14 protein-coding genes and 1 tRNA gene are annotated in these 11,937 nt (G+C 57.8%); 10 read left to right on the top strand and 5 right to left on the bottom strand.

Features of this window, described 5'->3' with window-relative positions; all coding sequences use genetic code 11:
- Nucleotides 1–881, bottom strand: an 881-nt coding sequence (locus tag VJ956_RS03460; protein WP_324081692.1) for a helix-turn-helix transcriptional regulator, incomplete at its 3' end; no start/stop codon positions are given.
- Nucleotides 882–994: 113 nt separating this feature from the next.
- Between VJ956_RS03460 and VJ956_RS03465 the strand changes: the two genes are divergently transcribed.
- From VJ956_RS03465 to VJ956_RS03475, 3 genes are all read left to right on the top strand, one after another.
- A complete protein-coding gene (locus tag VJ956_RS03465) occupies nucleotides 995–1,693 on the top strand; it encodes an ABC transporter permease (protein WP_324081694.1) in 699 nt (232 codons plus the stop codon).
- Nucleotides 1,690–2,433: an ATP-binding cassette domain-containing protein gene (locus tag VJ956_RS03470; protein ID WP_324081696.1), complete on the top strand. Its 744-nt coding sequence runs from the start codon at nucleotides 1,690–1,692 to the stop codon at nucleotides 2,431–2,433. The genes VJ956_RS03465 and VJ956_RS03470 overlap by 4 nt, the downstream gene beginning before the upstream one ends.
- Nucleotides 2,434–2,503: 70 nt before the next feature.
- Nucleotides 2,504–3,310, top strand: a complete 807-nt coding sequence (locus VJ956_RS03475; protein WP_324081697.1) for a substrate-binding domain-containing protein — start codon at nucleotides 2,504–2,506, stop codon at nucleotides 3,308–3,310.
- A 216-nt stretch (nucleotides 3,311–3,526) separates the two neighbouring features.
- On the opposite strand, the gene VJ956_RS03480 is transcribed toward VJ956_RS03475, so the two are convergent.
- Nucleotides 3,527–3,617, bottom strand: a tRNA-Ser gene (locus tag VJ956_RS03480).
- Between the two features lie 167 nt (nucleotides 3,618–3,784).
- On the opposite strand from VJ956_RS03480, the gene VJ956_RS03485 reads away from it, so the two are divergent.
- Nucleotides 3,785–4,435 carry a cupin domain-containing protein gene (locus VJ956_RS03485; RefSeq protein WP_324081699.1) on the top strand — a complete coding sequence of 217 codons (651 nt, stop codon included), beginning with the start codon at nucleotides 3,785–3,787 and terminating at the stop codon, nucleotides 4,433–4,435.
- 18 nt (nucleotides 4,436–4,453) lie between these two features.
- On the opposite strand, the gene VJ956_RS03490 is transcribed toward VJ956_RS03485, so the two are convergent.
- Genes VJ956_RS03490 through VJ956_RS03500 form a run of 3 tightly spaced genes read right to left on the bottom strand, consistent with a single transcriptional unit; the run spans nucleotide 4,454 to nucleotide 6,809 of the window.
- The gene (locus VJ956_RS03490) at nucleotides 4,454–5,002 is read right to left on the bottom strand and encodes a lipocalin family protein (protein ID WP_324081701.1); all 549 of its coding nucleotides are present in this window, start codon (nucleotides 5,000–5,002) and stop codon (nucleotides 4,454–4,456) included.
- A gap of 3 nt (nucleotides 5,003–5,005) precedes the next feature.
- Nucleotides 5,006–5,836, bottom strand: a complete 831-nt coding sequence (locus VJ956_RS03495; protein WP_324081703.1) for a protein-glutamate O-methyltransferase CheR — start codon at nucleotides 5,834–5,836, stop codon at nucleotides 5,006–5,008.
- A gap of 40 nt (nucleotides 5,837–5,876) precedes the next feature.
- Complete coding sequence (locus VJ956_RS03500; protein WP_324081706.1) at nucleotides 5,877–6,809, bottom strand: chemotaxis protein; 933 nt, start codon at nucleotides 6,807–6,809, stop codon at nucleotides 5,877–5,879.
- A 191-nt stretch (nucleotides 6,810–7,000) separates the two neighbouring features.
- Here VJ956_RS03500 and flgA point away from each other — a divergent pair, with 191 nt between their 5' ends.
- The 6 genes from flgA to VJ956_RS03530 all read left to right on the top strand — a co-directional run bounded on the left by flgA (nucleotide 7,001) and on the right by VJ956_RS03530 (nucleotide 11,882).
- Nucleotides 7,001–7,696, top strand: coding sequence for a flagellar basal body P-ring formation chaperone FlgA (gene flgA, locus VJ956_RS03505; RefSeq protein WP_324081708.1), 696 nt, complete (start codon nucleotides 7,001–7,003; stop codon nucleotides 7,694–7,696).
- 189 nt (nucleotides 7,697–7,885) lie between these two features.
- Entirely contained in the window at nucleotides 7,886–8,212 is a 327-nt protein-coding gene (flgM, locus tag VJ956_RS03510; RefSeq protein ID WP_324081710.1) for a flagellar biosynthesis anti-sigma factor FlgM, read from the top strand.
- A gap of 7 nt (nucleotides 8,213–8,219) precedes the next feature.
- Nucleotides 8,220–8,690 carry a flagellar protein FlgN gene (locus tag VJ956_RS03515; protein ID WP_324081711.1) on the top strand — a complete coding sequence of 157 codons (471 nt, stop codon included), beginning with the start codon at nucleotides 8,220–8,222 and terminating at the stop codon, nucleotides 8,688–8,690.
- 264 nt (nucleotides 8,691–8,954) lie between these two features.
- The gene (locus tag VJ956_RS03520) at nucleotides 8,955–9,542 is read left to right on the top strand and encodes a peptidylprolyl isomerase (protein ID WP_414674372.1); all 588 of its coding nucleotides are present in this window, start codon (nucleotides 8,955–8,957) and stop codon (nucleotides 9,540–9,542) included.
- The gene (mnmC, locus tag VJ956_RS03525; protein WP_324081713.1) at nucleotides 9,539–11,167 is read left to right on the top strand and encodes an FAD-dependent 5-carboxymethylaminomethyl-2-thiouridine(34) oxidoreductase MnmC; all 1,629 of its coding nucleotides are present in this window, start codon (nucleotides 9,539–9,541) and stop codon (nucleotides 11,165–11,167) included. Before VJ956_RS03520 ends, mnmC begins: the two co-directional genes overlap by 4 nt.
- A gap of 82 nt (nucleotides 11,168–11,249) precedes the next feature.
- Entirely contained in the window at nucleotides 11,250–11,882 is a 633-nt protein-coding gene (locus VJ956_RS03530) for a CBS domain-containing protein (RefSeq protein ID WP_324081715.1), read from the top strand.
- Nucleotides 11,883–11,937 lie beyond the last annotated feature (55 nt).

Raw genomic sequence — 11,937 nt, forward strand, 5'->3', positions numbered from 1 at the left:
GCGTTATATCTCACCTGTCCCAGTTCGCTGATATCGTAGCCGCCCAATGCCCGCGCACGCTGGGCAAAGCGTTCGCATGCTGCAAAGGCCAACAGGCGCTGAAGGGAGGGTTCGAAGTAATGCCGGCGACGCATGGCAAGATCAAAATGCTCTTGCTGCAACGGAATAAAGGCCAGTCCTTGTCGCCGTGCCGCGGCCTCAATCCCCAGACCGACATCCGCCTCTCCCTGACGAACGGCGAGAGCGAGATCATCCTCACTGAGCGATGGATTCGCCGTCCAGGTAAGACTCGTGGCATTGATACGGTAGCGGGTGATAAAACTCTGCAGCAACTGGCTCGCGCCGGCATCAGGCTGGCGATGGGCGAGACGTATGCCGGGGCCTGCAATATCTTCAAACCGCACAATTTTGTGGGGATTATCGGGGGCTAGAAGAAGTCCCTGCTGCCGTTTCGCCCAGCGAATCACCACCAGATCGCGCATTCCCCCCAGACCTAACAGCGCGGGATCATTGTAGCTCTGGCTTTGCGCATGCCAGATATGCATGCCGGCAAGCATCGCACGACCGTCGAGCAGTCGCTGGACGCCGTCACCGCTGCCCTGACACAGCAGGGCCAGCTCGGCACCGCTTTCCCTGCTCGCCCAATCCAGTAAAGGATCCTGGCTGCCCACCAACACCGGCGGCGTTGGATTGCTTGCGGCATCGTCCCCCTCCAGATGGCTCATAAGCCACAGGTCAATCCGCTGGCGCGGAAACAGCAGCTTGCCTGTCACCCGCACGCAGGGAATAACCCCCTGGCTGACCAGATCGTAGACCTTGCGTTCTTTCAGACGCAGATAGTCGGCGACTTCTGCGGTGGTGAGGTAAGCCGGAAGGGGCATGGTCTCTCCTTGCCTGAATAGACTTGAGACTGTTTTTGACTGCATCTTTTTCGACATTCCGTGCAAAGCGTAATGGAAACCGACAAGATGCTCAAGATCAAGGAGACGCGGTTGTGGAAGATAATGCCTTTTATGTGGCGCTGTCGTTACTGATAAACCTGGACGCCACCCTGTTCCAGATTGTGTGGCTGTCGCTGCAGGTTTCCCTTTTGGCTGTGCTGGTCGCAGCACTGCTGGGGTTTCCGCTGGGTGCCGCGGTCGCGCTATGGCGTTTTCCGGGGCGAGGTGCTGTGGTTGTCGCACTCAATGCCCTTATGGGACTGCCACCCGTCGTGGCCGGGCTCACCGTTTATTTGCTGCTCTCCCGCGCGGGCCCGCTTGGCGAGTGGGGGCTTCTGTTTACACCCGCAGCCATGGTGATTGCGCAGATCGTTCTGGTGCTGCCGATTCTTGCTGCGCTCTCGCGTCAGAAGGTGGAGGAGCTTCTGGGTGAGTACCGGGAACAGTTCGTTTCGCTGGGGATGTCGCGCCTGCGCATGATGCCAACCCTGCTATGGGACGCGCGTTTTACGCTACTGACCGTTTTGCTGGCGGGATTCGGTCGCGCCAGCGCCGAAGTGGGCGCGGTGATGATGGTTGGAGGCAATATTGACGGTGTTACCCGGGTAATGACCACGGCTATTGTACTGGAAACCAGCAAGGGCAATCTCGCGCTGGCACTGGGGCTGGGCATTGTCCTGCTGACATTGGTGATGGTGATTAATGCCGGCGCTTATATGGTGGCTGAACTGGCCAAGAGGCGGATGGGATGACTTCATTCAACGCAGCTCTCAACGCCGCACCCACGCTCTGTCCGCCGCCCGCGTTGCATTTTGCGGAGGTCGCTTTCAGCAACCTCGACAAAACGCTGTTCGGGCCCTGCTCCTTTGTCCTGGAGGGCGCTGGCCCTACCCTGATCATGGGCCCCAATGGCGCCGGCAAGAGCCTTTTGCTGCGCCTAGCCCATGGCCTGCTTGTGCCCACCCAGGGCCGGGTTTCATGGTCCGGAGACGAGCTGCCCCGGCAGGCAATGGTTTTCCAGCAACCGGTACTGTTGCGCCGTTCAGCGGTTGCCAACATCACCCACGCGCTGGCCGTCAATGGCACCCCGCGCAAGGAACGCAGGAAACTCGCACTCCGGGCGCTGGAGCGTTTCGGGCTTGCTGCCTGCGCCGACACGCCGGCCCGCGTGCTCTCCGGCGGCGAACAGCAGCGCCTGGCATTGGCACGCGCCTGGGTGCTTTCCCCCAATGTGCTGTTTCTGGATGAGCCCACTTCCGCGCTGGATCCGGCGGCAATCAGAGCGGTGGAAACCGCCGTGCGCGAATTTCATCAGCGGGGGACGCGCATCATCATGACCACGCATGACCTGCACCAGGCCCGACGTCTGGCCAGCGATGTGCTGTTTGTTGTCGGCGGCAGGGTCCGGGAGCACGCCGGTGCTGACGCCTTTTTCAGTACGCCCGCCTCGCGAGAAGCGCAGGCGTTTATTGCCGGAGAACTGGTCGAATAATCCGGTTCCGGCAGCTTTGCCGGGCAGTAGTCCAGTTCCGGTTGCCAACCCAGCAGAGGAGACCAACACGATGAAAAAAAACCTGACGCTCATACTCGCCGGTTTGACCACCCTGGGCCTGGCTGCCGGCGCCAGTGCTGATGACTACATCACCCTGGCGTCGACGACCTCGACCGAAAACTCCGGACTGTTTGACGCTATCCTTCCACAGTTCAGGGACGCCACCGGGATCGAGGTACGAGTGGTCGCCGTTGGCACCGGGCAGGCCTTCGAGATCGCCCGCCGTGGTGACGCCGACAGCCTTCTTGTCCATGATACGGCTGGCGAGCAGCGTTTTGTGGCAAACGGCTACGCCACCGAACGGGCCGACGTGATGTACAACGACTTCGTGGTAATTGGCCCGGCCAGTGATCCGGCCAATGTCGCTCAGGCCCGGACTGCCGCCGGGGCATTTTCAAGTATCGCCGAAGCCCAGGCGCCATTTGCCTCCCGCGGTGATGACAGTGGTACCAACCGGGCCGAGCTGCGCCTCTGGGAAAATGCCGGCGTCGAACCCGGCGGCGACTGGTACCGCGAACTCGGCAGCGGCATGGGCCCCACCCTCAACACCGCCGCCGCCATGGACGCGTACGTGATGTCAGACAGGGCTACCTGGGTCGCGTTCGCAAACCCGCAAAATCTGAAACTGCTGTTCGCGGGCGACGAGGTGCTGTTCAATCAGTACGGCAGCCTGCTGCTGTCCGGGGACAAACATCCGCATCTGAAACACGACCTCGCCGCGCAGTGGCACCGATGGCTGGTTTCCGAAGAAGGACAAGAGGCAATCGCTGAGTTCAGGGTTGATGGGCAGCAACTGTTTTTTCCGAACGCGAAGTAAGGGTTTCAGCAATACAAGACCCCGGCGCTGCCGGGGTCTTGTATTGGCGGAGAGGGAGGGATTATTCGGGCCTTCGGCCCTCACCCCTTCGGGGCCGTCGTCGCTTTGCTCCAACGTTCCTCCGGCTGCTGCGCAGCCTGCGGTCGAACCCGCGAGGGTTCTTCCTACCCTGCCAGTCAGCCAATAAAAAACCCCGGCGCTGCCGGGGTTTTGTATTGGCGGAGAGGGAGGGATTCGAACCCTCGATACGCTATTAACGTATACACACTTTCCAGGCGTGCGCCTTAAGCCACTCGGCCACCTCTCCTTTAAACCGTTTCAAATCAGCGGTTTTGTCTCTGATTTGAGGGGGCAGACTTTAATAGTTTTGGGCTCGCTTGGCAACTGCCAATTTCCCGCAGCACTGTTTTAGGCCTGATTCCGTATAATCGGGTAAAATTGTTGTGGAACAGTTGTATTCGGAGGTTTTCTGCTTTGTTAAACATGGATTTCAGCAAGCGAGTGGTTATCCGCAGCTCTGAGCAGGAGTGGGTTCCCAGTCCTTCCGGTGGGGTTTTGCGCAAGCCTCTGGCCCGTGAGGAAGCTGAGCGTGGCCATGCCACCAGCATTGTGCGCTATGAACCGGGGGCCTGCTTTGCCAGGCACGAGCATCCTCTGGGTGAGGAAATCCTGGTTCTTGAAGGCACATTTTCAGACGAGTCCGGGGACTACGGCCCGGGTACCTATCTGCGTAATCCACCGGGCAGTGGCCATGCACCTTTCAGCAATGAAGGCTGCGTGCTGTTCGTGAAGCTGCATCAGTTCAATCCCGACGATGTCAGCAGGGTCCGGGTCGATACCAACAACACACCCTGGCTGCCCGGTCACGGCGGGCTGGAAGTCATGCCTCTGCATGAATACGGCCATGAGCATGTCGCTCTGGTGAAATGGCCTGAAGCGGAAAGATTCCAGCCCCACCGGCATTTTGGCGGAGAGGAGATACTGGTGCTGTCCGGCGAATTCTGCGACGAACACGGGCGTTATCCGGCAGGTACCTGGATCCGCAGCCCGCACCTGAGCCAGCACCACCCGTTTGTGGATGAGCAGACCATTATCTGGGTAAAAACGGGCCACCTGCCCCCGTGACCTGCCTTAACCGTGCAATCAGTTTGCGCGGTCGCGCGCTGCAATGTTTTTGCCCTGATCGACGATAATGAGTTCACCAGGGTCAAAGCCCTTATCCCGGACAACTTTCCTGAACTCCCTCAGGGCCTCAGCGCTGACTTCGGGACTGCGGGACAGCAGCCACAGGTAGTCCCTGTCATAGCCGGTCACATAGGCGGTCCGGTAAGCATCATCCAGCCTGAACACCACGTAAGACGCATAGAATGGTCCGAAGAAAGAGACCTTCAGGTGGCCTTCTGCTGAACCCTCAACCGGAACAGCACGGCCCTCTGCTTCTTCCCAACGGTCTTCTTGTGCCGAATATCCACGGTTTATCACCGTCACGCTGCCATCCGGATTCAGCGAATACTCCGCTGTTACATTCGACAGGCCGCGCTCGAAAGAATGGTCAAGTCTGGCTATCTCGTACCAGCTACCCTGGTAACGTTCCAGATTGAGCTCATCAACGGGTTCAATACCCTCAGGCAAGCCGGTGCATCCGACGCCAGCAAACACGAAAAAAACCACAAGAAGCCGGAGTGTTTTCATAGATCACTTTTTCTGATAGATGATTCCCGGTTTGCAGTGCACCATTTCATAGAGATCCGACAGCCCGTTCAGGGATTCGGAAGCACCGAGAATCAGATAGCCACCCGGATTAAGGGTGGCATGAATACGGGTCAGGATGTCTTTTTTAAGTTCAGCAGAGAAGTAGATCAGCACATTCCTGCACATCACTATGTCGAACTTGCCCAGCAGATAACGTTCAAGAAGGTTAAGCTCCCGGAACTCGACCATGCTTCTGATGTTGGGTTTGATCTGCCAGCTGCCGCTCAGGGTCGGGGTGAAAAACTGCTTCTGACGTTCAGGGGAAAGGCCGCGACCAATGGCGAGCATTTCGTATTCGCCACGCCGGGCTACTTCAAGCACACTCCCGGAGATATCCGTGGCGATTATCTTGACGTTCCGCAACTTGTCCGGGCGCTGACGACGGAACTCCTCAATAATCATTGCCACCGAATAGGGTTCCTGCCCGGTCGATGCCGCAGCAGACCATATCCGCAGGGACTGGCCGCCGGTTCTGGCATCGGCAAATTCCGGCAGCAGCTTTTCCTGCAGAATCCGGAATGGGTGACTGTCCCTGAACCACAAGGTCTCATTGGTTGTCATTGCCTCAACCACGACCTCACGAAGGTTCCCCCGGCTTGTGCGTTTAATCCGTTCGAGGAGCTCTCCCAGCGTCGCCAGCTCATGCTCGGCCATGATCCGCCGTAACCGGCTTTTTACCAGATACTGTTTGTTCTCACCCAACAGGATGCCGCACGCATCCTGCAGAAACGATTTGAACGTTTCGTATTCCTGTGGCGTGATGTCAGCTTTCATTAAATTCCGGTTTTGACTGAGTCAGAATCACGCAATGGCCTCATAACTGGCCGTCAACAATTTCCATCACCCGCTCGGCCAGCTCGTCCGGGCTGAATTTGGCCATAAAATCGTCGGCACCGACTTTCCGGACCATCGCCGTGTTGAAAACACCGCTCAGCGACGTGTGCAACAGAATGAACACGCCCTTTATTGCGTCGTCGCTTTTACAGCGGTTGACGAGAGTGTACCCGTCCATCTCCGGCATTTCGACATCCGAAATAATGAGACAGAGGTGATCACTGGCGCTTGAACCGTCCGCAGTGATCTCTTTGAGGAAATCCAGGGCCTGCCTGCCGTCGTTCTTGGTGATTACTTCCATACCAATGGTTTGCAGGCAGCGCTGGATCTGCCCGCGGGCGACAGCGGAGTCGTCGACAACCAGCACAGGCAAAAGCCCGGGGGCGCGGTTTTCACTGCGCGCTCGCACTTCCTCGGTGACATTATCATCAAGGGGCGCTACCTCCGACAGGATTTTTTCCACATCAATAATTTCAACCAGCTTTTCATCAATCCGGGTGACCGCGGTCAGGTAGATATCTCTGCCCGCGCCCTTCGGTGGGGGCAGGATCTCCTCCCAGTTCATGTTGACAATGCGATCCACGGCGGCCACCAGAAAACCCTGGGTTTTACGGTTGTACTCGGTAATGATCACAAAACTTGAATGAAGGTTCTCCTTGGCAATACCGGGCAGGCGGATGGACATGGCAAGATCAATAATCGGAATGGTTGCGCCACGGATGTGTGCCACACCTCTGACCATGGGGCGACTGTCCGGGAGAGTGGTCAGCCTGGGACATTGCAGCACCTCTTTTACTTTGAAGACATTGATGCCATAGCTCTGTTGCCCTTGCAGCCGGAACAGCAGAAGTTCCAGCCGATTCTGGCCCACCAGCTGAGTGCGCTGATTAACACTGTCTAAAACCCCTGCCATCCCTTTTCTCTCCAGTTAGCTGCCGATACTGGGCATGCATATTGCTTCACGCATGATACATAATGCCCAAGAAATAAAACGCCACTTCAAGGCTTGTACCTGGAACATCGGCCCAATAAACGAATTGTTTAGAAATTACCGCATTCCAGGCCCTGCCCGAAGTTACGACAGCATAGGACAAACTGAAGCGTATGCGCATCTTCATTTTCGTCATCTCGGTTCTTGCTAGCGCCACGGTCAGCGCAGCAACCACAACAGCTGCCCAGATTACGGGTGCCGCGGACCGGTTCCTCGAGACCTTTGCCGCTGAGCAGACCGCCAGAGGCTTTACCGTCCGCTACAACCCTGGTCGACTGGACGCCCGGCTTTCTCTGGAGGTCTGCGAATCAGCACCCGGTGTTTCCTTCAGCGGCGATCCCTGGAAGACAAGTCAGCCATCCCTGTTGGTGGTTTGCGACGGGGAACGCCCCTGGCGGATGTTTCTTCCTGTCAGCGTCGAGATCAGCGGCAAGGGCCTGGTGGCTGCGCGCCCTCTGGCCAGAGGCGAGCGGATTACCGAAAGTGCTCTGAAACGCGAAGCCGTGGCGCTGAACGCAACCCGACGTAGCCCTATTCGCAGCAAGGACCAGTTGGTGGGGATGGAAATGCGGCGCGGAGTCAATGCCGGCACTGTTTTTAGCGCTGATCTGCTGTCGGCACCTGAAGCAGTGGCCCGCGGTGATCACGTGGTCATCACTGCAAAAACCAACGGTTTTTCGGTAAGATCACGGGGGAAAGCCCTGAGCAGCGGTGGCATTGGCGAGCAGGTGACGGTCGAGAATCTTTCCAGCACCCGCACTGTTCGTGCCGAAATAACGGCCCCGGGACAGGTCAGAATTCCTATGTGATGTAATATAATGTAAAGCAACGCGGCATTTTTTTGCCGCTCCAGTTGCCGTTGATTGTTGCGGACCTGCGACCAACGGCAATATTTCGCCGTCTGCAAAAATATTACTAAAGTTCAGTCGCGATCTGCCGCTATGCAGATATAAACTTATTCGGGCCACCCGGTGGTCAAAAGCTAAGCAGGTATCGATATGACAGTTGACTTTAACGGCATTGGCTCTGGCCAGGTCAACAATCAGAGACCATCAGCGGACCGGGCGTCCGGCTCCAGGGCGCCGAACCAGGCAGCCCCGGAACAGTCGAGACCGCAGGCAAACAATGCCCGTGGCGAGAACGTTAACCTGAGCAGCCAGGCCAAAGACCTGAAACAGCTTGAACAGAAGCTCGGTGAGTTCCCGGAAACTGACGATGAGCGGATCGAACAGATCCGGGCGGCACTGGAAGATGGCTCTTACAAGGTAGACGCTCAGAAACTGGCCCAGAAAATGCTTGATATGGATAAAAGCATTTTCGGGTGAGTGAGCCATGGCAAACATTGATGAGCTGAAAAGCCTTCTTGAACAGGATATCCAGCAGTTAACAACTCTGAGTGACCTGCTTGCGCAGGAGAAGTCCCTTCTCTCAGGGGCTGATGTCAAATCGCTGGCGTCAGTAACCCATGAAAAAAATCACTGTCTGAGCCAGATTCGCGAGCGTGCAAAAGCCAAGATCCGCCTGCTGGTTGCCATGGGCTTCCGGCCAGATCAGGGTGAGCCTTCACGATTCCTTCGCAGTGCCGGAATGCATGAACTGGTGAGCCTCTGGCAGCAGGGGGCTGAGCAACTGACATACTGTCAGACCCTGAATCGGGCCAATAGCTGCGTTGTTTCCCATTTGCAGAAACGACTTGCCAGACTGACTGAAATATTCCGTGGTGCAAGCGGCCAGGATAAGCTTTACGGCGCCAAAGGCCAGGAAGAGGCAGTCTCCCACCGCAACGTGCTGGCAAGCGCCTGAGTTCGATGCATCGGACTTCAGACGGTGTAAATGGTTATGCCGCAGCCCGCTGACGACGCCCCGGCTGCTGCTCTTTCCTCCATTGTCGCTGTTTTGCTCACAGTCCCGTAAGTTCCATGGCTGATCTGCCTTCCTGTTTACAGCGTGTTCTGGAAAGACCGGTCCGCCTACTTACGCACGGATTAGTCAGTTAAACTGTCGCAGGACAACTCAAGACAGTGTTACACCAAACCAGCAGCAGATAACCATAAGGAGCAGTAAAGCATGGCAAACCAGGCAAAACCGTTTCGTTATACAATTTCCGCCCTGTTGTGTATGACAGCAATGCTGTTTGCAGGAAACGCGACCGCAGAAGAACCACTCCCGAAAGTGCTGGTGGAGACCAGCCTGGGGTCTTTTGAGGTCACCCTCAGACCCGACATTGCCCCTGAGACGGTGAGCAATTTCAGACAGTATGTCGCCGATGATTACTATGATGGCCTCATTTTCCACCGGGTTATCCCGGGGTTCATGGTGCAGGGAGGCGGATTCGACCCTGACCTCCGGCCACAGCGCACCAGAAAGCCGGTGGTGAATGAGGCCAAACCGACCGCAAAGAACCTCCGTGGCACCATCGCAATGGCGCGCACCCAGGACCCTGATTCGGCTACTTCGCAGTTTTTTATCAACCTGGTCGATAACAGTTTTCTGGATGCCGGTGCCCGGGGGCCGGGTTACGCTGTCTTCGGCAAGGTAACGGATGGCATGGGGGTTGTCGACGCCATTGCCTCAAAGCCGACCGGGCAGCAGCGCGGCATGGCAAACGTACCCAACGAGCCGATCATGATCAGGAACATCACTCTGCTCCCATGAGCGACGCTCCGCCCTGCCCGCCTGAGGAAACCGCCCGAACACTGCTCCGCCGCAAAAAGCTGGCGGAACGGCTTGCCGGGGTACCGGATGGCGGGCACTTTGTCATAGCGCAAAAGCAATTTGGCGAGGGGCTCAGTTTTCTGGCCGTCTGGCGGCTGTGGCAACAAACCAATTGCCGGCCCCACGCCTGTCTACACTTTATTTCGGCGTATCATGGCTGCCCGGACCGCGCCGAACTGTTTCATGCTCTCACAGCCCTGCCGGAACTGGTTCCCCTGGCAGATGAACTTATTGCCGGCTTTCCGCCCGATGTTTCCGGCCCCCATCGACTGGTGCTTGACCAGGGCCGGGTCCGCCTCACCCTCTGTTCCGGTGATCTCTATGATCCGCGGAATCAGCTTGAATTCAGCGCCGATGCCTGGCTTGCCGCCACCACCCGGCCCGGTGATGGCTGCCCGGAGCTGGAATCTCCAGGCCCGGCACCCGCAGGCAATGCCGGGACCATAGGGATAGTGGGCGCTGGCATTGCCGGCTCACTGCTCGCTGATAATCTTGCCAGACGCCATTGCAAGGTGACCCTGATTGACAGAGCCGGGTCTGTAGCCTCTGCGGCGTCGGGCAATCGTCAGGGCGCGCTGTACGTCAAACTTGGTGTCGATTACAACGACCAGACCCAGCTCGCGCTGGCTGCATTGATGTTCAGCCAGCGGTTTTACAGACGCTTTGAGGGCGCGGGCTGGCATCCAACCGGCCTGCTGCAACTGGCCTACAGTGACGCAGAAGCAGACCGACAGGCGCGTTTCCTGGCCAAGAACCAGTATCCGGCCAGGATTTTTGAACCGGTTAGTGCCGACCGGGCCAGCGCTATTGCCGGCATACCCATAAATCACGGTGGACTCTGGTTTCCAGCCAGCGGATGGCTCCAGCCAGCAAAGCTGTGCCAGAGTCTGGCCAGCCATCCTGATATTTCTCACCGTTTCGGATTTGCCGTCGACACCATCAAGAATGAAGGCGCAGGCTGGTCGCTTGTTTCCAGCCAGGGAGAATCACTCAGATTTGACCAGGTGGTTATCTGTGCGGGGCCAGACACACCCGGGCTTATCCCGCTAGATGGCCAATTCCGTATGAAACGGATCCGCGGGCAGATTACCGAGCTGCCGGAAAACAGCATAAATGCGCCACAAGTGGTCGTTTGTGGGCCGGGCTACCTGAACCCGGTCCATGACGGCAGCGCCCTGGTTGGCGCAACCTTTGATCTCCACGACCCATCACCGGCCGTCTCCGCACAAAGTGACCGGGAAAACCTGGACATGCTGGCGGATCTTTTGCCAGCCGCGCTGGATTCGTCCAGAATTACAGAGATTGCGGCCCGCAGCCGCGGCCGGGTCGGTTTTCGATGTACCACCCACGATTACCAGCCAACAGCGGGCGTGATGAAAACGCGGGAAGGCCGGATGCTGAACGGGCTTTACCTGCTGACCGGTCTGGGCAGCAAAGGGCTGACCTATGCGCCGCTGCTGGCAGAATACCTGGCAGACCTGATCTCAGGGCAACCCGCCTGTCTCCCGGAAAATCTGGTAAAACGCGTAGCGACGCAGCGTAGCCACCAGGCCGGGAAAACATAATGGCGGGTACGCGCTAACTGCAGAAGCCTGATCACCGGCCGATAACCAAGTCGAGCAGTCTGGCCTTATGGGATAAATGCCTATGTCTATTCACGTCAGCGAACCAGGAAGGCCGGTCGGCACCCGATTGCCGGAAATTTTCCGGGGTCGAAGGGTGGGCAATGTGTCTGAAGTGGAGGAGCCCCAACGCATCAATGTCAGCCACAGCGAAGCCACCGATGCGGAATTTCTGCAGGCCGAAAATTCCGGGCGCCACAGGGCACTGGAGCAATACGGCGCGGCAGCATCCGGCGAACACAGGGAGCAACGTCCTTACTTGCCGGTGTCGAAAATCTGCACGCCGATGGTGGTTTCGGTGCCCGCTCCAACCTCGCTGGCCGAAGCTCTGGACATAATGGATGAGCGCGGCGTCAGCCACCTGGTAGTGACAGCCGAGGGCAATGTCGCAGGTCTGGTGGAACTTCGCTGGCTCCTGGCCTGGCTTAATGACAATCGTGCAGCGTCCACGCAATCCGCCCTGGTCAATCTTGAATTACCGGCCTTTCTGACGGCGTCACCTGAAACCGACGCCCATCAGCTTGCCCGCCTGATGCTGGCTCACCAGTTGAATGCTGCCCTGATTATTGCTCCTGATGGCCAGCCGGCCGGTATCGTGACCAGCACGGATTACCTGCGTCTGTATGCCAACGTCGGCCGCCAGGAAGGCCGGGTGTAATCAGGACCAGGCCAGGGCGGCCGGTCGTTGCGGGAATTCCGGACACGGGGCCATT

It is taken from the genome of Marinobacter sp. (genome assembly GCF_035268745.1).
In the GTDB taxonomy this organism is placed as follows: Bacteria; Pseudomonadota; Gammaproteobacteria; order Pseudomonadales; family Oleiphilaceae; genus Marinobacter.

Coding starts and splice junctions, on each gene's coding strand:
- mnmC (WP_324081713.1), top strand. CDS start 9,539: ATGAGCGACGCTCCGCCCTGCCCGCCTGAGGAAACCGCCCGAACACTG.
- VJ956_RS03490 (WP_324081701.1), bottom strand. CDS start 5,002: ATGAAAACACTCCGGCTTCTTGTGGTTTTTTTCGTGTTTGCTGGCGTC.
- VJ956_RS03530 (WP_324081715.1), top strand. CDS start 11,250: ATGTCTATTCACGTCAGCGAACCAGGAAGGCCGGTCGGCACCCGATTG.
- VJ956_RS03520 (WP_414674372.1), top strand. CDS start 8,955: ATGGCAAACCAGGCAAAACCGTTTCGTTATACAATTTCCGCCCTGTTG.
- VJ956_RS03470 (WP_324081696.1), top strand. CDS start 1,690: ATGACTTCATTCAACGCAGCTCTCAACGCCGCACCCACGCTCTGTCCG.
- VJ956_RS03515 (WP_324081711.1), top strand. CDS start 8,220: ATGGCAAACATTGATGAGCTGAAAAGCCTTCTTGAACAGGATATCCAG.
- VJ956_RS03475 (WP_324081697.1), top strand. CDS start 2,504: ATGAAAAAAAACCTGACGCTCATACTCGCCGGTTTGACCACCCTGGGC.
- VJ956_RS03495 (WP_324081703.1), bottom strand. CDS start 5,836: ATGAAAGCTGACATCACGCCACAGGAATACGAAACGTTCAAATCGTTT.
- flgA (WP_324081708.1), top strand. CDS start 7,001: ATGCGCATCTTCATTTTCGTCATCTCGGTTCTTGCTAGCGCCACGGTC.
- flgM (WP_324081710.1), top strand. CDS start 7,886: ATGACAGTTGACTTTAACGGCATTGGCTCTGGCCAGGTCAACAATCAG.
- VJ956_RS03500 (WP_324081706.1), bottom strand. CDS start 6,809: ATGGCAGGGGTTTTAGACAGTGTTAATCAGCGCACTCAGCTGGTGGGC.